Source organism: Marivirga harenae (genome assembly GCF_030534335.1).
In the GTDB taxonomy this organism is placed as follows: Bacteria; Bacteroidota; Bacteroidia; order Cytophagales; family Cyclobacteriaceae; genus Marivirga; species Marivirga harenae.
On record NZ_CP130565.1, the window covers coordinates 1,171,598 to 1,195,513 of the forward strand.

Genomic DNA, 23,916 nt, shown 5'->3' on the forward strand with positions numbered 1-23,916 from the left:
ATTTGCGATAAGCTAAGTCTATTTTTAATATCAGATGAAAATTATTCACCGCTATTATATTCTACCTAAAAGAGACCAAAAAAGAAAACTATGGTCTTTCATATTCAATTTATTGATAATAATTGCTGTGATTGTCTTCATGGCTTGGAGTACTAATCTATGGATAATTCTGATATTAATTCAGCCGGTGATTTCCATTTATGCTTCTTTTATAGATGTACCGACAGGGAGAAAAAAAGGTCAAATCATTTACTACTCTCCTTTGTTGCTTTCTTCTGCATTAAAAAACAATAAAGTTCAGTTGCATGGCGGCACTTTATTCGATTACTATTATACGCTCAGTATGCATAAAAGCGAATCCAGAAATAAAAAAGCGATTCTTTACAGCTATATGGAAGGACTACTGAATATGCTGGACAGCTTTCCCAAAGAACAAAATGAAGTTAAAATTGAGGCCAATGCTTATTTCATTAATCCACATACCGCAGAGAAATTGGGATTCAAAAAGGTTAGGACAAAAAACTTTCAAAAGTTGATCATGCTATTAAATTATGTGCCTATTACGATCAGCTATTCCATTGCAATGGGTCATATTAGCTTTCCAAACATTTTTTCGCTTAAGAGTTACGAATGCACAATGGGTGGTTTAAGAAAAAACAGGAATCACCTTGAAGCTATGTTTGACAGGATTAATCAATAAACATGAAGGGACAGATTATCGACAAATGTAAAAATGAACTGGAGGATAAAAAGCTGGAATTATCCAAAGAGATAGCCTCAATTAGAGAATCCATTGGTTCAGATACTAAGAGCTCAGCTGGAGACAAATATGAAACTGGAAGGGAAATGATGAATCAAGAAAAGGATAAACTTCAATCACAATTGGTGAATATCAATAGGCAATTGGGAACCCTTCACCAAATCAACCCCTCTGAGGAAAATTTAGAAATACGATTTGGGTCATTGGTCAAAACTGAATTAGCAAAATACTTCATTTCTATTTCATATGGGAAAATGTCTATAGATGGTGAAGATGTCTTTTTGATTTCTGCAATTACGCCTTTGGCTCAGCTTATGATAGGTAAAACAGCAGGAGATAAGATTATTTTCAATGGAAAAGAAATTGTAATTGAACAGCATTCCTGAGCTTTAAACAAAACTGGGGAATTCAGGTTTTATATTTTATCATGCTTAAAACCAATTTCTTACATATTTTCATCACCATTTTGGTTATTTCCATCTATCCGTGGTTAGAAACTTTGGCATTTGATACGCAATTAAAAATCACACTCGCTCTAATTTTCCTTTTGGGGATTCCACATGGAGCGATTGATCACATTTTATTGAGAAAAAAGAAACAAAGCACTAAACAGCAAATTCAATTTTATGCTTTTTATTTAGGTTTAATTGGGGCCTATGTAATTACTTGGATTGTTTTCCCCTACTTTAGTTTGGTAGTATTTTTCTTAATTTCATTTTTCCATTTTGGACAATCGCAATTTAGTGATGTAAAAATTGAGGAGAGCAGTAAAGGTAAAAAATTATTGTACCTGTCATGGGGAGGTTCCATTATCAGTGGTTTGTTTTATCATCATTACGATAGGCTAATTGAATTCTTTTTGGAAACCTCTCACTTCAATCAAACGGCAACCATCATTACTCCTACTAGCCTATCTTACTTTTTTGTGATTACTTCTATTGCTACATTCATTTTGATGGCTTATTTACTTTTATTTAAAGTCAATTCAAAAAATAGGTTTTTTAGCGAAATAGGTGTTTTTCTTCTATTACACTTAGCATTCTACACTCTGCCACCATTATTGGCTTTTGCACTTTATTTTGCGGTCTGGCATTCATTGAAGGTGTTGTATGAAGAATACAAATACCTAGGTACCAAAAGGAAGAAATTTAAATTCAATCATTTTATCAAAGAGCTATTGCCTTTTACTTTAATGAGTGTGGCGGGTGTCCTAATTTTATTATTTGCATTTTCATATTTTCAATTCTCTATCTCTCCTTTCTTTTTGACCATTATCTTTTTATCTGTTTTAACGCTTCCCCATAGCGTGGTGATGGATAATTGGTATAAAAAGATGCAAAGAAAGTAATTAATTGATTTCTTATTTTTTTTCTCCTTTGAGAAACCTTTCGAATTATTCATTAATAACAAGCTACTTCACTTACCTTTACAGCCCTAAGTAAAAGCCATAAAAATGAGTATTGCCACAAAATCTGAATACTACCGTCAAAAGATTAATCAATTTCAAAATGAAGTTGAGAAAAATAGAAAGCTTACCAATCAATTCGGCACAATAAGGGTCTTATATTTCCTAGCGACCGTAATTTCATCAGTATATTTCATAAATGAAAGAAATGGTTTTGCAACTACTCTAGTACTGTTACCCTTTCCATTAATTTTCGGCTGGTTAGTCAACAAACATAAATCAAAAAAGAGACTTTTAATCCTGGCCAGAAATAGAATATTAATTTTAGATGAAGAAATTGGGCGTTTAAATTTAAAATTAGATTGCCTTCCTAATGGAGATAGGTTTATAGACGGGCTACATGAATATGCTCCGGATATGGATATTTTTGGCAGACATTCAGTATTTTCCTTGGTAAACCGAAGCGTATTAAACTTTGGGCAAGAAAGCTTAGCAAAATGGTTTAAGTCACCGGCAACTAAAGAAGAGATTTCAGACAGACAGCAAGCAGTGGAAGAAATTAAACATGACTTCGACTGGCGTTTAGAATGGTGGGCAGAAAGCCGAATAAAAGAAAGCACAAAAAAAGACGATGATTTCACTGGTCTTTTTGATTTTTTCTCCAAATCGAAAGAAGAGAAAATTAAGCCGATATTTAAATTCATTCCCTTCATTGCCATTTTTCAGTTAGTAGTATTTTTTGTTTTATCCTTAGCAAGTTATCTACCCTGGTCTTTTGTCGGATTAGGCTTTTTAATAAACATATTGCTATTAGTCCCTATTCAGAAAATAATTATGCGTCTGCAGTCAGAAACAGAGCATATTGCAGTCCACTTGGAACAGCATAAGAATCTATTTAAGATGGCGGAAGAGAAGCCAGTTGCTTCGGCATTTTTAAAGGATTTACAAAGCCATTTTCAAAACCCTAAAGCTTCTCAAAAAATCAATTCGTTGTCAAAAATTTTGAATTGGATGCATTCTCGGGCGGGTATGATGTACTGGGTCATTAATCCATTTTTACTGATCGACTATTGGGTCTTAAACAATGTTGTGAAATGGAAAAACCAGTACGGAAAGGATATTGAAGGCTGGTTTAATGCCATTGGTGATTGGGAAGCCATCATGAGTATGGCAGATTTTTCTTTTGCTCATGAGAATTATAAACCTGCTAAAATCTCCGATGCAAAATGTGAACTCAAAGCCAAAGATTTAGGACATCCATTATTGCCTCATGAAGAAAGGGTTTGTAATGATTTTGAAATGAAAGGACCGGGTGCAGTTACCTTAATAACTGGAGCCAATATGAGTGGAAAAAGTACTTTTGAGAGATCATTAGGAGTCAATATGATATTGGCACAAATGGGAGCTGTATGCTGTGTGGAAAGTTTAGAAATTAGTCCTTTGCAATTGTTCACCAGCATGAGAACGCAAGATAACCTTGAAGAAAATACTTCTTCTTTTTATGCCGAATTAAAAAGATTGAAACAGTTGGTAGACATGACCAAAGTTCCACAGGAGAGACCTATATTCTATTTATTAGATGAGATATTGAAAGGCACTAATTCTGAAGACAGAAATATTGGAGCCGAAAGCTTAATCAGGCAACTCATGAAAACCAACAGCATGGGCTTAATTTCTACCCATGATTTATCATTGGCGAAATTGGTAGATGAATTAGAGAATTTCCAAAACAACAGTTTCAATAGTGATGTCAGTGGAGAGGAAATTTTATTTGATTATAAATTGCATGATGGTCCATGCCATACTTTTAATGCGGTTCCGCTGATGAGGAAAATGGGGATCGAGATTTTTAAGGAAAAATAAATATTCAATGCTAAGGCTAAATCTGACAATCCTTGATGTTTAGGTAGATTTCGCTTTACAAATGCTTCTCTAGTCTAAGCGAGACGGTTAGACTTTGTGTTTGGTCCAAGCGAGACACTTGAACCAATTTGGGTATCCACTCTTCAAATTCTTCACTGCCCTTCAAACAATCTTTCTTATATTGAACTTCTTTGAAAAATTACAATTATGAGAAAGATTTTACTTACAGTAATAATAACGCTTTTTTGCTCTCTCACTTGGGCTCAAATAAAAGATGCGCCCGAAAGAACAGAAGGAGAAGGACCTTGGCCTCAACTGATTATTCGAGGTGTTACCCTAATTAACGGAAATGGAGCGCCACCGACTGGCCCAGTGGATATAGTGGTAGAGCAAAACAAAATTGTGGAAATCAAAACTGTTGGCTATCCCGGAGTAGAAATTAAAGAAGAAAAAAGGCCACAATTAAAAGAAGGTGGAAAAGAACTGGATGCCGCAGGCATGTACTTAATGCCAGGTTTTGTAGATATGCATGGGCACATAGGTGGGGAAGCACAAGGCGTATCTGCCGAGTATGTCTTTAAATTATGGATGGGGCATGGTATCACGACTATTCGGGACCCATCTGCCGGCAATGGGTTAGATTGGGTATTAAAGCATAAAATGAAAAGTACCAATAATGAAATTACTGCCCCAAGAATATTGGCTTATACTGCTTTCGGACAAGGAAGTGAGGAGGCCATCAGCAGTCCTGAAATGGCCAGAGATTGGGTGCAAGAAAATGCCAAAAAAGGTGCGGATGGCATCAAGTTTTTTGGCGCAAGACCTGAAATTATGCAAGCGGCTTTGGAAGAAAACAAAAGTTTAGGCTTACGGTCTGCCATGCATCATGCGCAGATGGATGTTGCAAGATGGAATGTGGTCAATTCAGCTAAGGCAGGTTTAACGACCATGGAACATTGGTATAGGTTACCAGAAGCATTATTCACAGATAGAACAGTTCAACACTACAAGCTAGACTATAATTATAATAATGAGCAAGACCGTTTCTCAGAGGCTGGTAAATTGTGGGAACAGGCAGCTCCCCCTTATTCGGATAAATGGAATGAGGTAATGAATAAATTATTGGCTCTGGATTTTACGCTTGACCCCACTTTCAACATTTACGAAGCCAGTAGGGATTTAATGCGAGCCAGAAGAGCCGAATGGCATGAAGAATATACCTTTCCTTCTTTATGGGAATTCTATCAGCCTAGCAAAATTTCTCACGGTTCCTATTGGCATTATTGGGGAACAGAGGAAGAGGTGAGCTGGAGAAAAAACTACCAATTGTGGATGACTTTTGTCAACGAATATAAAAATAGAGGAGGACGCGTTACTACCGGATCGGATTCAGGTTTTATATTCCAACTTTACGGATTTGCCTACATCCGAGAAATGGAATTACTCAGAGAGGCTGGTTTCCATCCCTTGGAAATTATGATGTCTGCTACCATGAACGGTGCCGAGGCTTTGGGTATGGAAGACAAAATCGGCACGGTAGAAATCGGAAAACTGGCTGACTTTGTGATAGTGGAAGAAAACCCTCTGGAGAACTTAAAAGCTTTGTACGGAACAGGCGCCATTAAATTGACCGAAGATAATGAAGTAGTCAGAGTTGGAGGGGTAAAATACACGATCAAAGACGGAATAATATATGATGCTCAAAAACTCTTAGAAGACGTAAAAGAGATGGTGAAGGAAGAAAAAAAGAAGAGTGGCTATGAGATAAAGCAACCCGGAATGGAATAAGTTTGTACTTAAATCTTCTCAAATTAGGACAGCTTGGAATGCTATTTTCGACTTATTTCCTACACTACATGAGGTCAAAAATTACAAGTCAAAAAAAGGAAAATCTGTCAGGAGTACTTAAACTTAACCTGACAGATTTCAAAATCGTCTCATATCAAGGGAAAATTCCCATATCAGTGTAGCTAACTGCAATCCTTTCAATTGCCAGGATGAAAGCGGCAGTTCTCAAGCTTTTAATTTTTTTATCCTTACGCATCTTATTCATATCATGATAAGCAGTTACCATCGTTTCTTCCAGTCCAGAAATCACTAAATCTCTCTCGCTTGCCCCTCTAACAATAGCATCTCTTTGCTCTTGGTTGAATGCATCCCCAGTTGCATTTTCTATACTATCAACCAAAAATTTATACTTTTCCATGTCATACCGCTTTTCCAATTTTCCGAATGAAACTCTGGATAAGTTTTTTAACCATTCGAAATAAGAAACAGTCACACCACCAGCATTCAAATACATATCTGGAATAACCATTATACCTCTATCCAATAGTATTTTTTCTGCTTCCTTTGTGATAGGACCATTGGCGGCCTCCCCTATTATCTTAGCTTGTATTTTTGGCGCATTTTCGCTTGTGATTTGGTTTTCCAATGCAGCAGGAACTAAAATATCACAAGGATATTCCATTATTTCAATTGAGTTTTTAATAAACTCCCCTTTCCCATAGCCTTCCAAAGTCTTATGCTCAACCTGATGCTTTTTTAGTTCCTCAATATTTATTCCGTCTTCATCCCAAATACCGCCATTCCATTCGGCAATACCTATAACTTTGGCTCCAGCTTCAGTCAAATATTTGGCTGAGTAAAAACCAACATTACCTAAACCTTGAATGATGATCTTCTTTCCTTTTAAACCTGTGGTTAAGCCCAATTCCTTCATATCATCTTCTACACTAACCGCCTCACGAATTCCTATATAAACCCCCATTCCTGTAGCTTCAGTTCTACCTTCAATTCCATGCTGTGAAAGTGGCTTACCTGTTACACATGCCTTGGCATTAATGGCCTCCGGATTAAAAGCTTCATACGTATCCACTATCCAGGCCATTTCTCGAGCTCCTGTTCCATAATCAGGAGCAGGTACATCAATTGCAGGGCCAATAAATTTCTTTTTGATTAATTCAGAAGTATATCTTCTCGTTACTTTTTCTAACTGACGAGCATTATACTTTAATGGGTCTATGTTCACACCTCCTTTGGCCCCGCCAAACGGGATATTAACCATGGCACATTTATAGGTCATCAAGGCAGATAAGCCCATCACCTCTTGTTCATTTACCATCTCACTAAATCGGATACCTCCTTTGGTCGGGAGCTTATGATGTGAATGCTGTACCCTATAGCCTTTCACTACTTCGTAGGAACCATCTTCCATCCGGATTGGAAAGTGAAATTTATAAATACTGTTACACTGTTTGATTTGTTCTAATAATCCAGGGTGAAGTTCCATGTGCTGAGCTGCATCATCTACGAAACTACAAACATCCTCGAACAAGCTATACTCTTGATTTTGTGACATATATGTATCAATTATATTTTGAAAATTTAATTAATTCTTCCATCTACGTTAAAGCTAAATATTCTTTCTTTAACCTAGGACAGATTTTATATCTTTCTTCCTTAGTATCATCGTAAACGAATTCCAATAGTTCATAGACATTTTCCAGACCGATTTTTTCACTCCATTCAAATGGCCCAAAGGGATAATTGGTACCTAACTTCATACCTAAATCGATATCTTCACTCGAAGCTGTTCCTTCTTGGACTGTGTAGAAGGCCTCATTGATAATCATGCAAATAATTCTTGGAGTCACCATGCCTACTCTGTCTTCTACAATCTCGAATTCAGTCCCTAGTTTACCACAAATTAGGTTTAATTTTTCCTTTTCATTTTCATCCTGAAGCGTGCATTCTAAAATACTTCTATTGATGAAAGTGGGCAAGCCATTAAAGCCGAACACCGTGTTCTGTGTTTTATGCTGATAGATTTTCAGCTTTCCAAATGAACTCATGGCCATATTCGTAAAAACTGTCAGGTCTGGTCGCTGCTCGTAAAATTCAAGTGCTTCGGGTTCTTCTGCTATAAAAAAATCAAAAACCACATCTGCTGCGAAAAAAGCCTCTTTGGTGATCTCAGTAAGATCATCAAAAGAAATGATTTGGTGCTTCTTTCCAAATTTTGCTGTGATTTCCTCTTGGTTTTTTGGGTCTCCGACAACAAGTATATTCATAATTTGTTAGTTTTGAACCAAAGTTAAGGAACTAATTATAAAAAGCGAGATGAGTAAACAAATCATTCAAACAAAAGCAGCACCAGCACCAATTGGGCCTTATAATCAGGCCATTTTAGCAGGCAATACATTATATGTTTCAGGCCAAATAGCCTTGGACGCGCAATCCGGAGAATTGATCAATGAAAATATAACAGAGGAAACCCATCAGGTCATGAAAAATTTAGAAGCCATTCTTTCGGAGGCTGGTTTGGGCTTTTCGGATGTAGTAAAATGCAGTATTTTCGTGAAAGACATGGGCAATTTTGCCACCATAAATGAAGCCTATGGTATGTACTTTAAGGAAAACCCACCTGCACGGGAAACAGTGGAAGTAGCTAGGCTGCCTAAAGATGTAAATGTGGAAATCAGTTGTATCGCAACTAAGTAATGCATCTTTGGCCAGCCAAATCGGAAATGTTTTTAAGCCCACATGGGCAAGAAGAAATTATAAGACGCATGAGGCTGGCCGTAAAACCGGTCAAATTTCAATCTTTTCAGAACCGTTCTCTTGAAAGCACTGAAGAAGATGCTTTTCTTTTTAATGGGAAAGTAAGTGCGAATGGTTTTGCAATTTCTCAAGTAGTTAGCCGGCCAAATAACTTCCTTCCACTTATTAAAGGACGAATTGAAGGTGGAGATTCGGGCAGCTTGGTTAATTTAGAATTTGGACTATTCCCAAGTATTAAATATTTCTTGATCTTCTGGATTCTTCTGATGCTTTTGTTCTCTACCATCTCTATTGTTCAAAATGATGACATTCTAACCATCATTTTTCCACTTATTATATTATTGGCGAGTTATGCACTCATTATTTCTAGGTTTAAAGATGCATACTATAAAAGTAGGAGGGAATTGATGCGATTGATTGGATAAAAATCATTATTTTAATTACATGAAAAACCTAATCCGACTTGAAGAACTGGCAATGTTTGCTTTATCCATATTGCTTTTTGCTAATCTACCCTTTGCTTGGTGGTGGTTTCTCGTTTTACTTCTAGCACCTGATATAGGTATGATTGGTTATGCATTTGGAAACAAAGCCGGAGCCTTTGCCTATAACCTTTTTCATCATAAAGGAATCGCTATTTTAATCTATTCTTTAGGATGGTGGCTCAGCAATGACTTTATGATATGTGGAGGAATCATTTTATTTGGTCATGCCAGTATGGACAGAATATTTGGATATGGATTGAAGTATGAGAAAGGTTTCAAGTTTACTCACTTAGGAGAGATTGGAAAATAGAAAAGTAGGATCTGAGTGAATATCTAAGCTTGGATTTTGTAAAACTTTTAATCAGTATTATTCCTCAAGATGTATAATCAATTTTTGCCAAATGAAATCTGGTCTGGTAATTCGTTCTGATCATCTTTTTTGTATGGAAAATGCTCAGCTAATTGTTGACCCGCCATTTTGATTCCTTCACTCAATCCTGCAGTTAAATTTCCTTTTTTGAAATGAGCTAGCATGTGCTCTTTAATATCATCCCAGAAATTTTCAGGCACTTTATTATTAATGCCAGCATCCCCTAAAATAGCAAACTTATGATCTTTTACAGCCATGTAAAATAAAACACCGTTACGTAATTCCGTTTTATGCATTTTTAAGGTCTTGAAAATATGTGCCGCATGATCCATTACGTCTTCCTTACAGTGGTTTTCTAAGTGCACTTGAATTTCTCCGGATGTTTCAAGTTCAGCAGCTTTCACTGCTTTGACTATTGTCTGCTTTTCTTCTTCGGTAAATGCGTCTTTTGCCATGATGTAAAAATAATAAATCTTCCGAGGAATACGTCTAAGAACTACAATAGTTATGAAAGATACCACCTATTGAAACCTAATACCATCAGGTTCAATGTGATGCTGTCTTTCAATCTCTTCAAATGATGCTTTTCTCACCGAAATTATATTCCCCTTAAAAAACAGATCTTGACCGGCCAATGGATGATTGAAATCTACTTTAACAAATTTCCTGCTTTTATCTATAATTTTACCACTCTGCGATTCATCGGCATTTTCAAAGCGAATGAAAGCGCCTACTTCCAAGGTTTCTTTGGTATAGCCCTCTTTTTCTGTAAATTCTTCAATTGGAATCGACTTGATAAGACTTTCGTCTTTCTTGCCATAGGCAAAATCTGCTGGTAATCGAAATGCAAACTGCTCATTATGAGTTTTGCCTTTTAATTGCTCTTCAAAATATGGAAGCATTTTTCCCGTTCCAAAAAGGAATCGTAAAGGATACGATTGGCCAGAGAAATCTACCAACTCTCCTGTTTCATCCTTTTTCCTTACATGATATGACAAAGTAACAACTGTATTTTCGTGAATTTCCATGATGTATTAACTCATCACAATACTTCATGTTTGGAAGTTTCCATCTTGCTATTAAAAAACTACTCTGACCGATCATCCTCCACAACCCATGAATTTCTTAAAATCAATGCCTTCAGGAATAATACCATTTCTTTCCTCCTCTTTGCTATCGCCTTTTTTCTTCGAGCTAACTTGCTTGCTGGAAGTACTTAATTTTTCTTCTCTATTTTCTTTGGAAAGATGTTTCTTATTTGAACTCATACGCAGTCTAACGTTATACTTATTCCTAATGTTATAAGACAGTGTTTAGCTCTTAAATTTTTCTTTGTCTTGTACATGCCTTTTCGTATCTTTTGGATTATTTTTAGTACAACTCAATGAATCAAATTGTTACTCTTTAATCAAATAGTTATAATTCAGACATTTATACATTTGATTCCGTGAATAAATAATATAGAATTTATATAATCTCAAAATGCTTAAAAAAAGAATCTTTGTAGGTCTGTCCATTAGTTTAGCCCAAATACTATTGTTTTACGGGGTTTATCAACTGCTCTTTTTATTTGAATCGCTTTTTACAGAAGATACAAAGCGTACTGTTTTTGAAAGCCTCTTTTTAGATTGGTTTTTTAATGATTATGTGTTGGTATTTGCCTTACTTATCATCCTTCAAAATATCCTAATCATAATAACTTGGCGGAAGAACTGGACTTTCCTTTTAAGAATCATTACCAGTATTTTGCATGCTCTATTCTGGGCTCAGAACATGGATACCTTATACAACGAATCATTGATCTTGGGCGGAACTGGTATTGTATTAATATGGTTAGGTCCTGCCTTTGAAACAATTTTGATCACGGCTTTTGGTATCAAGCACCCATACAGAGAAAGAGATTATTTCGAGGACTTAGACAAAAAGCCTTAGAGGCTTAGGTTGCCATTTCCTTAAACTGCATATTATGTAATTGATGATAATAACCGCCTTGATCCAATAGCTCTTTGTGAGTACCTGTTTCTTTTATCTCCCCTTTGTCAAGCACAATAATTTTATCTGCCTCTTGAATGGTGGATAAGCGATGTGCAATAAGAATACTTGTTCTTCCCTTCATCATTTTTTCAATGGCATTTTGAATCATTTCTTCTGTTTCAGAATCTACTGAGGAGGTGGCTTCATCCAACACAATTATCTTGGGATTATAGACCATAGCCCTTACAAAAGATATCAATTGACGCTGACCCACTGATAAAGTTGCTCCTCTTTCCATCACATTGTATTCATATCCACCTGGTAGCCTTTCAATGAATTTTCTGGCTCCTACTAACTCGGCCGCATCTTTAACTTGTTGCAGAGTAATATCAGGGTTTCCTAAGGTTATATTATAAAGGATAGTATCGGAAAAGAGAAAAACATCCTGTAAGACCACCCCGATATTTTGCCGTAAAGCAGATAAGTCATATTCTTTTAAATCTTTTCCATCAAGCATGATTTCTCCTTTTTGGATATCATAAAATCTACTCAAAAGGTTTATGACTGAAGATTTACCTGCTCCTGTTGCGCCTACTAATGCCACTGATTCTCCCTCTTTCACCTCAAATGAAATGTTTTTTAAAACGACTTCATCTTGATTATAGGAGAATTCTACATTTCTAAATGATATGTTTCCTTCTACTGTTTCAGGTTTGTAATTTCCGTGGTTTGGGATATGTTCTTTATTGTCCAATAAATTCAGAATTCTTGATGAACTCACTATTCCCATTTGTAAAGTATTGAATCTATCAGCAATCAATCGTATAGGGCGGAAAAACATTTGAATGTATAAAATAAAAGCAATTAGCATTCCTAAGCTAATACCAGATTCTGCTTCATTTATGACACCTTTGGCCCCGTACCAAACCAATAAGCCAATACCTGTCGCCTGAATTACTTCCGCTACGGGGAAGTAAATTGAATAATAAAGTACTGAGCGAATATTAGATTTTCTATGTTCGTTGTTGATTTTCTTAAATTCTTCATACTCTCTTTTTTCTGCGGTAAATATTTGCACAATCGACATTCCTGTGACATGCTCCTGAACAAAAGAATTTAAGGTTGAAACTGCATTTCTTACTTCATTGAAGGCAACTTTAACTTTTTCTTTGAAAATATAAGTACTAAGGAAAAGCAGAGGTAATGTAGCCAAAGAGACGAGAGTCAATTTCCAGCTCATAGCAAACATCATCCCAAGTATAAATAGGATTTGTAAAATATCGCCTATCATGGCGGCCAAGCCTTGGCTAAATACATCAGAAAGTGTTTCTACATCAGAAACATTTCTCGTTACTAAACGACCAATTGGCGTTTTATCAAAAAACTTTAAGCGTAGACTTAACAAATGTCGGTATAGCTTCAAGCGAATATCCCGAATAATAAATTGGCCTAACCAGCCCGATAAATACGTATGCCCATATTGGACAATGGCTTGCATTACCAACAATGCGACCAAGATTAGAGTCATGTTAATAAGGCCTTGAAAATCTCCTTGAGCAACAGGATTATCAATTGCTTTTTGAATGACGAATGGTCTTGCTGGAGCTAAGACTGCCAGTGCTACAGTGAGAAAAACCAAGAAATAGAATCGCCCTTGATAAGGTTTTACAAATTTATACAAACGTCTTAAAACGTTGGTATCAATAATATTCCCGCTTTTAATATTGTCTTTCTTCACTTGCTGATTTTAAATATAAATTTCCTCAGGGTAGTTTACCTGTGTTAGAAAAAGTCCTTCAGGCGGAACTGACCTCCCTGCTTTCTTCCTATCCTTAGCCTCAATAATGTTTTCAAAGTCTTCAATGCTAAGCTTGTTTTGTCCAACATCTAACAAAGTGCCTACTAGAGCCCTCACCATCCCCCGCAAAAATCGATTGGCTTTGATATGAAAAACAAGAGATTCCTTCTCTTGTTTCCAATAGGCTTCAAATATATCACAGTTAAATGTATATACATCTGTTTTTACCTTACTAAAGCTTTCAAAATCCTGATGATTCAGTAATTTTTCTGAAGCCAAATTCATCATATCAACATTAAGCTGTCGAGCAAAAATATAAGCTTGATCAACTGCAAAGGGGTTTTTTGAAGTCACTATATGATATTGGTAAGCTCTGCTTTCAGCATCAAAGCGTGCGTGCGTTTCCTCTTGAACTTTTCTAACATGTTTTAAAGCTACGTCATGTGGTAACATTTTGTTAGCCTTAAATAAAAGTTGTTCTGCTTCAAGCGCAACATGAAAATCGACATGAAAAACCTGGGCTGTTGCGTGAACTCCGCTATCTGTTCGTCCGCTTCCCAAGATATCTATGGGTTGATTTAAAATTGTGGAAAAAACCTCTTCAATTTTTTGCTGAACGCCCATTGCGTTTGGTTGTTTTTGCCAACCATGGTAGTTTGTGCCTTTATATGCTATGGTAAAAAAATATCTCATTAACTTGAAAGAGCAAATTTAAGGGAAAATATAGGAGCAAGATAACTTTTCGTAATACTATCTTAACGGAAAGACCATTAAACATTACAGCACTTAAATCAAAAAAGTCTTTGGCCTAGGATAAAACCCAACCAAAGACTTCAGTCATATTCAATTTGTAAGGACATTTACTATCATAAAGCCTTTACGTAAGCTTCAATAAATCCATACGGATACTCTCTTGAATACTCGATTTCATAGTCTCCCGCTAAAATCATCATTTTCTCTATTTCAGGGTTTTTTGATTTACCTCGGAATTCCTTTACTAATTCTTCTGACAAGGGACTGTCTTCTGCAAAGCTAAAAGTATTTACTATGTTTTTCGCCAAGATTTCCAAATCTTCCTTTTCAACCTCATCATCTCCTTTTAGCTGTCTTAATACCTCTTCATAGTTTGGCATTTCCCTTTCGTTTAGTGCGATATACAGGGTTCCAATGTCGCCTTTCTCAATCTCAACAGGGTCTCCGCTTCCACCTCCTGGTGTGGTGCCAGTGACAATCTCTTGGTAACAGAATCCATTTGGGTATTGACACGGAATAATAGTTTCTGCCACAGGATCACAAGGGATAGGGTTTCCAAATTCGTCTTCACATGGACCCACCGGGTAGATTCTTACCCAACCTCTTATGGACGGAAGTTCTATATCTATATCAATCCATCCGTAATTAGGAAACATAGCCTTTTGGTTTCCAGCATCGGGGTCTTTAACATCATCTTTCGATAATTTCATCTCCTCTTCTTGGCAACTAATTAAAAAGCCTAGGGCAAGTAGTGCAACAACTGCAAGTGTTAAGTTTTTCATGGTATTAAAAATTTTAGTTCGAAAAAAACCAAGCTTCGTTGCTTGATTCACTAGTAGATCAAGCAAATCTTAATTTGTTACCCCTGCTTTCATTAATTCTTATAAAAAAATCTTTCTAGCTTCATTTTGTGGCTGCAAATAGGCCAGAGTAGGCTTAGAGAGGTTAGTTTAATTAAAAATGAATCCATAAATTCACAACTATGGAAACAAAAATTGCTATTTTACGAGGTATCAATGTTGGTGGGAAAAGAAAAATCCTAATGGCAGATTTGAAAATATTAATGCAGAATCTGGGCTACCAAAACATTCAAACTTACATTCAAAGTGGTAATATAATTTTCAAGGCAGATGAAAAGCTTCAAAATAAAGAGATAGCAGCAGGAATTGAAACTGCAATTCTCAACAAATTTGATTTTGAAGTTCCTGTCATAGTTTTGTCAAAAAATGAAATTGAAAGTGCTGTAGCCAATAATCCATTTTATACGTCAGATGCAGACATTAATAATTTGCACCTTACTTTTCTCAGCGAAGAACCTGACAAAGAGAAATTAGCATTGATAGAAATTGTAGATTGTACGCCAGACCAATTTAAAATTATTAATAAAAATGTTTTTATTTATTGCGAAGCCAGTTACCACAAATCTAAATTGACCAATGACTTATTTGAAAGAAAGCTGAAAATAAAGGCTACCACAAGAAATTGGAAAACGGTTTTGAAACTTTGGGACTTAAGCAAATAATTAAATTGTTATTCACAGTTTCCACTTCACCCCTACATAAAAATTCCTTCCAGGGGCCGGCTGATAAAATCTTCCGCCAAAAGCATTGAGATCATTCCCCAAGCTGTAGGTTGTATCAAAAATATTTTCCGTTCCAGCAAAAAAATTAATTTTCTGCTTAATCGGCAATTGGTAATCAATATTTGCATTTAAAAGGTGGTACGGATCAGCCAATATTTCATTATCATCAGTAAGGGGTGTTGCGCTTACATATCGGTAATGTAGGTTTAAGTTCAGTCTTTCTGACATTACAAAATTGAGGGTTTGATTGAAAGTGTGTTGAGGAACTCCAGTCAGTAGATTACCTGAATAATCTTCCTCCCGTTTTTGGTAATCGTCAAAAGTGAATTCATAAAAATTATAGCTAGAGCGGCTATTGATTTGACCTATGAACCCTTGCTCCTTTTCGTACCATTTCACATTCAATCCCCATTCAGTTCCAAATTGGTTGGTAGCTCCTGCATTTTGAAATAATACCACTCCATCTTCATTTGTATAAGTGGTGATAGTTTCCCTTAGCGCAGAATAGAAAAAAGTAGCATCCAATTGTACTCTTCTTCCATAATATTTGTGCCCTAATTCGTAGGTTCTACCTTTTTCAGCTTGCAGATTTCTGTTAATACTGCCTTCATTGGTGCGGATTTCATCCAAAGTCGGACTCGAAAAGCCCTCACTTAAAGAAGCAAAAGTCATGTTTGCTGGAGACCATTGATATTTTAAAGCGACCCTTGGGATGACTTCATTATCAAAATTTCTATTGAATTCGAATGGTTCAGCAAAAGCATTTACCTTTCTGTTAACTTTATATTCCAATAAATTACTACTCAATCCTAAAGTCAATTGCCAGTTTTCATAACCAATTTGAGTTTGCACAAAAAATAATTTGCGATCAATATTCAAGTCATCTGCAAAACGGATAGTATCTTTTTGTCCATTTACATTTCCATAGTTATTGGCGGAATTATCAGCATATTGCCATTCCAGGCCGGCATCCCATTGCCAATCCACATTTTGGAGGTTCATATCGTAAGTCCATTGATGACGCAAAGCCACTTCCCTGTTTTGGTCTTCTTTATAATCCAAGATAAAAGGATTTTGAAACCAGGTGTAAGTGCCAGCAACATGAGAAGTCTGACTTAAATTTTCTCCAAAAAAACTGGTGTAGCCTACTCCATAAAAAACAGTCTTTTGATCTATAGAGGAATTCTGTGGTTCACTTCCGGCTCTAGCTTGAGTAGGGTCTTCTTCAAATTGTTCCGCTGTTAAGCCTCCCGGGATTTCATAAAATAAATCATTATACAACACATGGAAATCTAGTTGATGGTTCTCATTGATTTGGAAGCGAGTAGAAAGCTGGTAATTTTGTCTACTCAAAGCATTATGATCTCTGTAGCCTTCATTTTGCTGTTGATCGACCGCATAAAAAGTAGTCCATTTTCCACTTTCTATTTGCCCTTTTGTACCTGCATTTAGCTGGCCAAAACTTCCCGCTGATAACTGAACTTGCAGTGGGCTTCCTTGCTCAGATGGGAAATTACTGATCTGCATTACCCCTCCCAATCCAGCACCAAAAAGACTTCCTGCTGGACCTTTCACTACTTCCAATTCTTGCATCTGGGTATTGCCCAATAGATTCAAAGCAGTTGAACCATTCGCTTCAGTAAAAGGCAAGCCATTCCAATACACTTTCACATCTCGAACACCAAAAGGCGATCGAATGGAACTACCTCTTATACTCACCCTGTAGCTTGAGACTGCTCTTTGCTCTAAATTAACACCTGGTAAGGTATTCCAAGCCATCACAGGATCATGAGGAGAAAAACGGTCTAATTCTTTGGGACTTAAATAGGCGATTGGAGCTGACTGCCTATTGATTTTTTCTCCTTTGCTAAAGCCGGTGACTGTAACTACCTCCAGGATAGAGTCATTTTGAATATCCTGAGACGAAACTGAAATTGAACTAGACAAAAAAACGACTATCAGCAATAAATGGATGCGCATAATATTATGTGGGTTAAGCTTGATGCCAATTAACAAGGCGAGCTGCTAAAAGTTAAGGAATTTACCAACTTCCACCTGCTCCACCACCACCTGTCATTCCCCCTCCGAAACCACCAAAACCACCGCCTCCTCCGAAGCCACCACCTCCAGAATTGAAGTCTCCGAAAGTACCTCCATGACTTCGGCCACTGCTGCCTAAAAGCATCATCAGAGTAATCATATCTAAACTACCACCTCCCATATGATGATTTCTTACTCTTCTTAATCGTGAAATAATAGTGATGATGATAAAAAAGAAAATTAAGAATGCACCAAGACCTATTCCTTTACCTGCATCATTATCAGCCAATTGATCTGCAGTATATTTACCAGAGGCCAAATCAAATATTACAGAAGTAGCCTCGTCCAAGCCTTGGTAGTAATTGCTATTTCGGAAAGCTGGTTTCATGTATTCGTTCACAATTGTACTTGCCGCACCATCAGGAACTACATCTTCCATACCATAGCCAGTATTAATAAACATTCGCTTATCTTCTATTGCCACTGTAATCAATAAACCATTATCTTTTTCGGCCTGCCCAATTTTCCAATTGTCAAATACCTCCACTCCAAATTGATTAGGATCATACTGACCATAGGTAGGTACAATCAAGATCACTACTTGAGTTGAAGTGCTGTCATTATAAGCCCTTAATTTCCTTTCTAATTGCTGTTGTTCTCCGCTATTTAATGTTTGCGTTAAGTCATTCACCAACTTCGGAGGATTCGGTCTCGGTGGGATTTCATTTTGAGCAAAAACGGAAGTTACAAAAAATATTGCTAGGATGGAAAAGTAAATGTTTTTCATGACTTTCTTGAACTGTATTTTAAGCCGCTAAGTTACAATTGAAAGATTGTTTCCTAGAATATTTTTATAAATTTTAATGATTGTATTTTTAGTAATTCGCTATTTTTTTTAGTATTTTTAATATCGTGAATTCACCCCATAACATAAAAGGCCGAGGCGCACAACAACGACTTTCCAACTCATTTTCTAAACAAGAATTTAGCACAGAGTGGGACGAGGGGATTGATGAATATACGCATTTAGATAAGCCAAGCACTCAAATATTCTACGAACACCCTAAAAAAATCATTAATAAAGTGAGCAGTCCGGATGTTGGTATGGATTACTCTATAAACCCCTATCAGGGATGCGAACATGGCTGCGTTTATTGCTACGCCCGCAATTCACATGAATACTGGGGTTTTGATTCAGGCTTGGATTTTGAATCCAAAATTATAGTCAAAAAGAATGCTGCTGAATTACTTGAACAAGAGCTTTTAAATCCTAATTGGAAAGTTAAACCTATTGTGCTTTCCGGGAATACAGATTGTTATCAACCACTGGAAAGAAAGCTCAGGATTACTAGAAATCTTTTAAAAATAATGGCAAAATATCGGCATCCTGTGGGAATCATCACCAAAAACACAGGCTTTTTGGAGGACTTGGATGTGCTGGAAGATTTGGCAAAAGATAACTTAGTTAGGGTTATTTTATCCATTACTAGCTTGGATGAAAAGCTAAGATCTGTTTTGGAACCAAGAACCGCCTCTTCAATAAAAAAACTTCAAGCCATTAAAATTTTGAGTGAAAAAGGAATTCCCGTTTCCATTATGAACGCCCCAGTCATTCCCGGTTTAAACCATAGTGAGATTCCAGAAATTATAAAAAAAGCTGCTGAGAATGGCGCTACTGATGCAGGATATACCGTAGTTCGATTAAACGGCAGAATAGCAGAAATTTTTAAAAAATGGCTAAAAACCTATTTTCCTGATCGATTTGAAAAAGTCTGGCATCAAATAGAAAATTTACACCAAGGTAGAGTCAACGATTCAAATTGGGGTCAAAGAATGAGAGGAAATGGTGCTGAAGCCGATATGATTAAACAGCTATTCAATATGGCGAAGAAAAAGTACATGAAGGGTGGAGAAAAGATTGAATTAAACACCTCCGCTTTTAGAAGGGGCGGTGCTTATCCATTATTTTGAGTCTATTCAACTTCGGATAAATCATATTTCCTTAAATTTGAATTATGACTATATTGAAAACCTCTCTTTTAATTCTATGCTTATTAACACCTGAATTTCTACTCGCCCAAAGCACAAATGTGGAATTTCAAGTGAATATGAATGAGCAAATCACGCAAGGAAATTTCGATCCTAATGCAGACTTTGTTGATATAGCGGGTTCATTTAATTCATGGGGAGATCCAGGATTAGTTTTAAGTGATGATGATTCTGATGGGATTTACGTAGCTGAAGCAACATTTAGTATTGGACAACAAATTGAATTAAAAGCCAGAATCAATGGCAGCTGGGATGGAACTGAAGAGTTCCCTGGAGGCGGAGCTAATCGTATTTTCACGATTGAAGAAAATGCCGTGATAGCATTTTGGTATAATGATGAAGTCCCTAATGATGTCCTCCAAGTCGATATTTCTGCCTCTTCAAATTTTGCTATTCCTGGAGAGGTCATTCAATTTATTGACTTATCGAACGGAAGCCCTGTGGCATGGGAATGGAGTTTTGCTGGAGGGAATCCAAGCTCTAGCTCAGAACAAAATCCTATTATTAGCTATGCTAGTGAAGGTAGTTATGATGTTAGCTTGACTATTGAAAATGAAGAAGGGGAATCAGTAACAAAGACATTTGAAAATTTTATCACCATTGGAAATACAGATACCCATTGGTGGAATGAGATGGTCTTTTATGAAATTTTTGTCCGCAGTTTTTATGATGCTGATGGAGACGGAATAGGCGATTTTCAAGGATTAATTCAAAAACTGGATTATTTAAATGATGGAAATCCGACTACTCACAATGACTTAGGCATTAACGGAATATGGCTAATGCCTATTCATCAATCTCCAAGTTATCATGGATATGACGTAACTGACTACAGAGAAATTGAGAGCGATTACGGCACCAATGCCGACTTCAAGGAATTTATAGCGGAAGCCCACGATAGAGGTATCAAGGTAATTATTGACTACGTAATGAACCACAGCTCAAGCGAGCATCCATGGTTTAGAGATTCCAAAAACCCTTCAAATGAAAAAAGAGATTGGTATGTCTGGGAAGAAAACAACCCTGGAGGAAGTGGGCCTTGGGGACAAAATGTCTGGCACCAAAGCAGCGGAGATTATTATTACGGACTTTTTTGGGGCGGAATGCCAGATTTAAATTATGAAAGCCCGGGCGTTAAGGAAGAGATGTTTGACATTTCTACCTACTGGTTGGAAGAAATGAATGTAGATGGTTTCCGTCTAGATGCCGTGAAATATATATATGAAACTGAAGAAGGTTTAGAGGATGTGGAAGAAACATTTCAGTTTTGGAAAGACTTTAGAACTCATTATAAGTCCATAAACCCGAACGCATTCTCAGTTGGGGAAGCATGGAGTTCTACCAATAAAGCAAGAGAATATGTTGGGAATGATGGTCTCGATTACGTCTTTGAATTTGACTTAGCTGGGAGTATCTTAAATGCTGTTAATAACGGGGATTCAGATGGCTTAATTTCAAAAACCGAAGAAGTTATGGGTAGTTATCCCTATCTACAATTCGGAACATTTTTAACCAATCATGATATGAATAGAGTGATGAATGTTTTAGACGAGGACGTATCAAAGGCCAAATTAGGAGCTGAATTATTGTTGACTTTGCCTGGGATTCCCTATCTCTACTATGGAGAAGAAATCGGGATGCTGGGTCAAAAACCAGATGAAGATATTCGTCTACCTATGCAATGGAGCGATGCTACCAATGCCGGTTTCACCACAGGAAGTCCTTGGAGAGCACCAAAATCGGATTATCCCGATAAAAACATTCAAGGTCAACAAGCTGATCATGAGTCACTTTGGAGAAAATATCAAGAATTAATCGCTACAAGAAATTCTCAAACTGCATTGCAAACAGGAAATTATAGTACCGTCCAAACTAATTCTTCAGATGTATTCAGCTTTATCAGGCAAAAAGATGAAGAACAGATTTTGGTGGTTTCAAATTTGACTAATAATGAAACAAACAATATTAACCTTCAATTAAACAGTTCTAATTTAATGGCTGGAAATTACCAATTAGTGGATTTATTGAGTGGGAATCAAATTGCGGTTACGGTCAGCGGTATTGGTGGAATTGATTTTAATGTGGAGCGCATGGATTCTCGGTCTACCCAGATCTATAAATTTTTAACAACAGCAACTGCAACCACTGATGTTGAATTTATGGTAGATATGAATCAATTAATAGCTGAGGAAGCTTTCGACTCTAATGCAGAATCCGTTATTTTAATTTCCAGTGAAAATGATTTTGGTTCAGAAAATTTGGAACTGAGTGAAACTGAAGAATCAGGAATTTATTCCATTAGGCTATCAGACATTAGGATTGGATCTTCTATTGAATTCAAATTTGGTATAAATAATCCTGAAAATGGAAGGGAAGAATTTCCCGACAGTGATCAATATAGATTTTTCAGATTAAAGGAAGGAACAAACCAAGTATTGAATCAATATAATCAACTAGGAAGCTCCGTTACTTCCAATGAGGAGGAAATAAAACCAGCTCAATCTCTTAAAATTTATCCAAATCCAGCTCAGAGGAATATCAATGTGGAAATTGAAAACCCTGGATTTTCAGCTTCAAAATATCAAATTATGGATGGAAAAGGAAGCATCAAATTAGAGGGGAAAATAACAAATGGTCATAAGCAAATCGACATCCATAATCTCAAGGAAGGACTCTATTTTTTACAAATTATTGGTGATAACAAGAGGATGATTCATAAATTATTAGTGGTTGATTAATTTATTTTCAAAACTATTTTTCCAATATGTTCACTGCTTTCCATCAGCTCATGGGCTTTGGAAGCTTCTGCCAGTGGAAAGGTTTTGAAAATAACAGGTTTAATTTCTCCTGATTCTATTTCCTGTTTTCCTCGGCATATTTTCAAAAGTAACTTTAAACGTTCTGAAAGTAGTATTTCTGTATTTTTGGTTGTCCCTGTTTACTGATTTTAGCAAAAAAGAGTAAATTTCTTAGCCTAAATGCTTCCTTTTTCTTTCATACTTTTTCCATTGATGAAAAAGTATGCAAAAAATCTAGGTAAAATGATGCTTCATCCCACAATGGCCATCGCCTGCCCGCCATTTTACCCTCCAACCCGCTTTTTCGCTTTCTGCGAAAGTAGGGGTGTTAGCCCTTAATAAAATTAAAAATTAATTCAGACATATTTTATCCTTGCTTTAGGCTCTTACAATGAATTTTTAATGTTTTTTTAATTTATTCATTACTTGCATTAACTTAGGTGTCCCGGTTAGGAAGACAGGAGGATGATTCATAAATTATTAGTGGTTGATTAATTTATTTTCAAAACTATTTTTCCGGTATGTTCACTGCTTTCCATCAACTCATGGGCCTTGGAAGCTTCTGCCAGTGGAAAGGTTTTGAAAATAACAGGTTTAATTTCTCCTGATTCTATTTTTGGCCAAATGTGTTTTTTAAGATTCTGAGCTATGGTTCTTTTAAATTCAGGAGAGCGAGCTCTTAAAGTCGATCCTGTTATGGTCAATCTTTTCACCATCACTTTTTTCATATTGATAGTGGACTCGGCATTTTTCATAGCATTTATAATCACCAATCTGCCTTCAGAGTTTAAGATGTTAATATTTTTGGCAGTATAATCTCCTCCCACCATATCCAAAATCACATCGACACTTTGTTTTTTATTTTTTAGATATTCTTCAAAATCTTGCCTTTTGTAATTGATAGCCAAATCAGCACCTAATTTTACCGCATAATCACATTTTTCATCTGTGCCTGCTGTGGTGAAAACCTTTCCGCCCATGCTTTTCACCATTTGAATAGCGGTTACACCTATACCTGATGTGCCACCATGCACTAAAAAGTTTTCTCCTTTTTGAAAATTTCCTCTATCAAACACATTTGACCAAACCGTGAAAAAAGTTTCCGGAAGCGATGCTCCTTCTACAAAACTCAATCCTTTGGGAATTGGTAAACACTGTACTGCAGGGGCGATAACTTCTGATGCATAGCCTCCGCCTGCCACCAAAGCACAAACCTTATCGCCAACTTTCCATTGCATCACATCATTTCCAACTTCCTTTATAATTCCTGCCACTTCCAATCCGGGAATATCATCGGGAGCATCTTCTGGAGCAGGATATCCACCCATCCTTTGGAAAACATCAGGTCGGTTTACACCTGAGGCTTTTACTTCTATCAAAACTTCATTGGGCTGAGGCCTTGGGCTATCTCTTTCCTCTAATTGAAGTACTTCTGGGCCTCCTGGACTTTTTATGATTATGGCTTGCATTCTATTT

General features: G+C 36.5%; 23 protein-coding genes and 1 pseudogene. 12 read left to right on the forward strand and 12 right to left on the reverse strand.

The genetic code is table 11. The annotated features are described in order from the left end of the window. Positions 1-34: 34 nt before the first annotated feature. From Q3Y49_RS04975 to Q3Y49_RS04995, 5 genes are all read left to right on the forward strand, one after another. Entirely contained in the window at positions 35-700 is a 666-nt protein-coding gene (locus tag Q3Y49_RS04975; protein WP_303271148.1) for a hypothetical protein, read from the forward strand. A 2-nt stretch (positions 701-702) separates the two neighbouring features. Next, positions 703-1,146: a hypothetical protein gene (locus Q3Y49_RS04980; protein ID WP_303271149.1), complete on the forward strand. Its 444-nt coding sequence runs from the start codon at positions 703-705 to the stop codon at positions 1,144-1,146. Positions 1,147-1,187: 41 nt separating this feature from the next. Next, a complete protein-coding gene (locus Q3Y49_RS04985) occupies positions 1,188-2,108 on the forward strand; it encodes a Brp/Blh family beta-carotene 15,15'-dioxygenase (protein ID WP_303271150.1) in 921 nt (306 codons plus the stop codon). Between the two features lie 105 nt (positions 2,109-2,213). Next, the gene (locus Q3Y49_RS04990) at positions 2,214-4,028 is read left to right on the forward strand and encodes a MutS-related protein (RefSeq protein ID WP_303271152.1); all 1,815 of its coding nucleotides are present in this window, start codon (positions 2,214-2,216) and stop codon (positions 4,026-4,028) included. Between the two features lie 207 nt (positions 4,029-4,235). Further along, the gene (locus Q3Y49_RS04995; protein WP_303271153.1) at positions 4,236-5,816 is read left to right on the forward strand and encodes an amidohydrolase family protein; all 1,581 of its coding nucleotides are present in this window, start codon (positions 4,236-4,238) and stop codon (positions 5,814-5,816) included. Positions 5,817-5,970: 154 nt separating this feature from the next. Here the strand turns inward: Q3Y49_RS04995 and Q3Y49_RS05000 are convergent, their stop codons facing one another. Both Q3Y49_RS05000 and Q3Y49_RS05005 read right to left on the reverse strand, forming a co-directional pair. Beyond that, positions 5,971-7,389 (reverse strand): Glu/Leu/Phe/Val family dehydrogenase, encoded by a 1,419-nt coding sequence (locus Q3Y49_RS05000; protein WP_303271154.1) that lies wholly within the window; start codon positions 7,387-7,389, stop codon positions 5,971-5,973. 43 nt (positions 7,390-7,432) lie between these two features. Next, positions 7,433-8,101: a 3-hydroxyacyl-CoA dehydrogenase family protein gene (locus tag Q3Y49_RS05005; protein WP_303271155.1), complete on the reverse strand. Its 669-nt coding sequence runs from the start codon at positions 8,099-8,101 to the stop codon at positions 7,433-7,435. A gap of 49 nt (positions 8,102-8,150) precedes the next feature. Here Q3Y49_RS05005 and Q3Y49_RS05010 point away from each other — a divergent pair, with 49 nt between their 5' ends. The 3 genes from Q3Y49_RS05010 to Q3Y49_RS05020 are packed head-to-tail and all read left to right on the forward strand — an operon-like array spanning position 8,151 to position 9,386. Next, positions 8,151-8,531 (forward strand): RidA family protein, encoded by a 381-nt coding sequence (locus Q3Y49_RS05010; protein WP_303271156.1) that lies wholly within the window; start codon positions 8,151-8,153, stop codon positions 8,529-8,531. Beyond that, the gene (locus Q3Y49_RS05015; protein ID WP_303271157.1) at positions 8,531-9,016 is read left to right on the forward strand and encodes a hypothetical protein; all 486 of its coding nucleotides are present in this window, start codon (positions 8,531-8,533) and stop codon (positions 9,014-9,016) included. Before Q3Y49_RS05010 ends, Q3Y49_RS05015 begins: the two co-directional genes overlap by 1 nt. Before the next feature lie 19 nt (positions 9,017-9,035). Next, the gene (locus Q3Y49_RS05020; RefSeq protein ID WP_303271159.1) at positions 9,036-9,386 is read left to right on the forward strand and encodes a DUF4260 domain-containing protein; all 351 of its coding nucleotides are present in this window, start codon (positions 9,036-9,038) and stop codon (positions 9,384-9,386) included. Positions 9,387-9,463: 77 nt separating this feature from the next. Here Q3Y49_RS05020 and Q3Y49_RS05025 read toward each other — a convergent pair whose 3' ends face one another. The 3 genes from Q3Y49_RS05025 to Q3Y49_RS05035 form a co-directional block, all read right to left on the reverse strand. After that, positions 9,464-9,901 (reverse strand): TPM domain-containing protein, encoded by a 438-nt coding sequence (locus Q3Y49_RS05025; protein ID WP_303271160.1) that lies wholly within the window; start codon positions 9,899-9,901, stop codon positions 9,464-9,466. 66 nt (positions 9,902-9,967) lie between these two features. After that, positions 9,968-10,474, reverse strand: coding sequence for an FKBP-type peptidyl-prolyl cis-trans isomerase (locus Q3Y49_RS05030; RefSeq protein WP_303271162.1), 507 nt, complete (start codon positions 10,472-10,474; stop codon positions 9,968-9,970). A gap of 72 nt (positions 10,475-10,546) precedes the next feature. Further along, positions 10,547-10,714 carry a hypothetical protein gene (locus Q3Y49_RS05035; protein ID WP_303271163.1) on the reverse strand — a complete coding sequence of 56 codons (168 nt, stop codon included), beginning with the start codon at positions 10,712-10,714 and terminating at the stop codon, positions 10,547-10,549. A gap of 214 nt (positions 10,715-10,928) precedes the next feature. Between Q3Y49_RS05035 and Q3Y49_RS05040 the strand changes: the two genes are divergently transcribed. Continuing rightward, positions 10,929-11,378 (forward strand): hypothetical protein, encoded by a 450-nt coding sequence (locus Q3Y49_RS05040; RefSeq protein ID WP_303271165.1) that lies wholly within the window; start codon positions 10,929-10,931, stop codon positions 11,376-11,378. Positions 11,379-11,382: 4 nt separating this feature from the next. Here Q3Y49_RS05040 and Q3Y49_RS05045 read toward each other — a convergent pair whose 3' ends face one another. The 3 genes from Q3Y49_RS05045 to Q3Y49_RS05055 all read right to left on the reverse strand — a co-directional run bounded on the left by Q3Y49_RS05045 (position 11,383) and on the right by Q3Y49_RS05055 (position 14,753). Next, a complete protein-coding gene (locus Q3Y49_RS05045; RefSeq protein WP_303271166.1) occupies positions 11,383-13,158 on the reverse strand; it encodes an ABC transporter ATP-binding protein in 1,776 nt (591 codons plus the stop codon). 9 nt (positions 13,159-13,167) lie between these two features. Then, a complete protein-coding gene (truA, locus tag Q3Y49_RS05050) occupies positions 13,168-13,911 on the reverse strand; it encodes a tRNA pseudouridine(38-40) synthase TruA (RefSeq protein ID WP_303271169.1) in 744 nt (247 codons plus the stop codon). A 173-nt stretch (positions 13,912-14,084) separates the two neighbouring features. Continuing rightward, a complete protein-coding gene (locus Q3Y49_RS05055) occupies positions 14,085-14,753 on the reverse strand; it encodes a hypothetical protein (RefSeq protein WP_303271170.1) in 669 nt (222 codons plus the stop codon). Between the two features lie 200 nt (positions 14,754-14,953). Between Q3Y49_RS05055 and Q3Y49_RS05060 the strand changes: the two genes are divergently transcribed. Then, positions 14,954-15,493, forward strand: coding sequence for a DUF1697 domain-containing protein (locus tag Q3Y49_RS05060; RefSeq protein ID WP_303271172.1), 540 nt, complete (start codon positions 14,954-14,956; stop codon positions 15,491-15,493). Positions 15,494-15,505: 12 nt separating this feature from the next. Here the strand turns inward: Q3Y49_RS05060 and Q3Y49_RS05065 are convergent, their stop codons facing one another. Continuing rightward, positions 15,506-17,533: a TonB-dependent receptor gene (locus tag Q3Y49_RS05065; protein ID WP_303271174.1), complete on the reverse strand. Its 2,028-nt coding sequence runs from the start codon at positions 17,531-17,533 to the stop codon at positions 15,506-15,508. A gap of 61 nt (positions 17,534-17,594) precedes the next feature. After that, complete coding sequence (locus Q3Y49_RS05070) at positions 17,595-18,380, reverse strand: TPM domain-containing protein (protein ID WP_303271176.1); 786 nt, start codon at positions 18,378-18,380, stop codon at positions 17,595-17,597. Positions 18,381-18,505: 125 nt separating this feature from the next. On the opposite strand from Q3Y49_RS05070, the gene Q3Y49_RS05075 reads away from it, so the two are divergent. Continuing rightward, positions 18,506-19,564 (forward strand): PA0069 family radical SAM protein, encoded by a 1,059-nt coding sequence (locus tag Q3Y49_RS05075; protein ID WP_303271178.1) that lies wholly within the window; start codon positions 18,506-18,508, stop codon positions 19,562-19,564. Between the two features lie 44 nt (positions 19,565-19,608). Continuing rightward, complete coding sequence (locus Q3Y49_RS05080; protein ID WP_303271180.1) at positions 19,609-22,380, forward strand: alpha-amylase family glycosyl hydrolase; 2,772 nt, start codon at positions 19,609-19,611, stop codon at positions 22,378-22,380. Here the strand turns inward: Q3Y49_RS05080 and Q3Y49_RS05085 are convergent. Then, positions 22,377-22,490, reverse strand: a pseudogene (locus Q3Y49_RS05085) (zinc-binding dehydrogenase); the annotation flags it as partial. The gene Q3Y49_RS05080 and the pseudogene Q3Y49_RS05085 overlap by 4 nt on opposite strands. 441 nt (positions 22,491-22,931) lie before the next feature. After that, positions 22,932-23,909, reverse strand: a complete 978-nt coding sequence (locus Q3Y49_RS05090) for an NAD(P)H-quinone oxidoreductase (protein ID WP_303271182.1) — start codon at positions 23,907-23,909, stop codon at positions 22,932-22,934. Between the last annotated feature and the right edge of the window lie 7 nt (positions 23,910-23,916).

Coding starts and splice junctions, on each gene's coding strand:
- Q3Y49_RS05060 (WP_303271172.1), top strand. CDS start 14,954: ATGGAAACAAAAATTGCTATTTTACGAGGTATCAATGTTGGTGGGAAA.
- Q3Y49_RS05090 (WP_303271182.1), bottom strand. CDS start 23,909: ATGCAAGCCATAATCATAAAAAGTCCAGGAGGCCCAGAAGTACTTCAA.
- Q3Y49_RS05080 (WP_303271180.1), top strand. CDS start 19,609: ATGACTATATTGAAAACCTCTCTTTTAATTCTATGCTTATTAACACCT.
- Q3Y49_RS05035 (WP_303271163.1), bottom strand. CDS start 10,714: ATGAGTTCAAATAAGAAACATCTTTCCAAAGAAAATAGAGAAGAAAAA.
- truA (WP_303271169.1), bottom strand. CDS start 13,911: ATGAGATATTTTTTTACCATAGCATATAAAGGCACAAACTACCATGGT.
- Q3Y49_RS05040 (WP_303271165.1), top strand. CDS start 10,929: ATGCTTAAAAAAAGAATCTTTGTAGGTCTGTCCATTAGTTTAGCCCAA.
- Q3Y49_RS05070 (WP_303271176.1), bottom strand. CDS start 18,380: ATGAAAAACATTTACTTTTCCATCCTAGCAATATTTTTTGTAACTTCC.
- Q3Y49_RS05065 (WP_303271174.1), bottom strand. CDS start 17,533: ATGCGCATCCATTTATTGCTGATAGTCGTTTTTTTGTCTAGTTCAATT.
- Q3Y49_RS04985 (WP_303271150.1), top strand. CDS start 1,188: ATGCTTAAAACCAATTTCTTACATATTTTCATCACCATTTTGGTTATT.
- Q3Y49_RS04990 (WP_303271152.1), top strand. CDS start 2,214: ATGAGTATTGCCACAAAATCTGAATACTACCGTCAAAAGATTAATCAA.
- Q3Y49_RS05030 (WP_303271162.1), bottom strand. CDS start 10,474: ATGGAAATTCACGAAAATACAGTTGTTACTTTGTCATATCATGTAAGG.
- Q3Y49_RS05000 (WP_303271154.1), bottom strand. CDS start 7,389: ATGTCACAAAATCAAGAGTATAGCTTGTTCGAGGATGTTTGTAGTTTC.
- Q3Y49_RS05020 (WP_303271159.1), top strand. CDS start 9,036: ATGAAAAACCTAATCCGACTTGAAGAACTGGCAATGTTTGCTTTATCC.
- Q3Y49_RS04975 (WP_303271148.1), top strand. CDS start 35: ATGAAAATTATTCACCGCTATTATATTCTACCTAAAAGAGACCAAAAA.
- Q3Y49_RS05015 (WP_303271157.1), top strand. CDS start 8,531: ATGCATCTTTGGCCAGCCAAATCGGAAATGTTTTTAAGCCCACATGGG.
- Q3Y49_RS05005 (WP_303271155.1), bottom strand. CDS start 8,101: ATGAATATACTTGTTGTCGGAGACCCAAAAAACCAAGAGGAAATCACA.
- Q3Y49_RS05055 (WP_303271170.1), bottom strand. CDS start 14,753: ATGAAAAACTTAACACTTGCAGTTGTTGCACTACTTGCCCTAGGCTTT.
- Q3Y49_RS05025 (WP_303271160.1), bottom strand. CDS start 9,901: ATGGCAAAAGACGCATTTACCGAAGAAGAAAAGCAGACAATAGTCAAA.
- Q3Y49_RS05010 (WP_303271156.1), top strand. CDS start 8,151: ATGAGTAAACAAATCATTCAAACAAAAGCAGCACCAGCACCAATTGGG.
- Q3Y49_RS04980 (WP_303271149.1), top strand. CDS start 703: ATGAAGGGACAGATTATCGACAAATGTAAAAATGAACTGGAGGATAAA.
- Q3Y49_RS04995 (WP_303271153.1), top strand. CDS start 4,236: ATGAGAAAGATTTTACTTACAGTAATAATAACGCTTTTTTGCTCTCTC.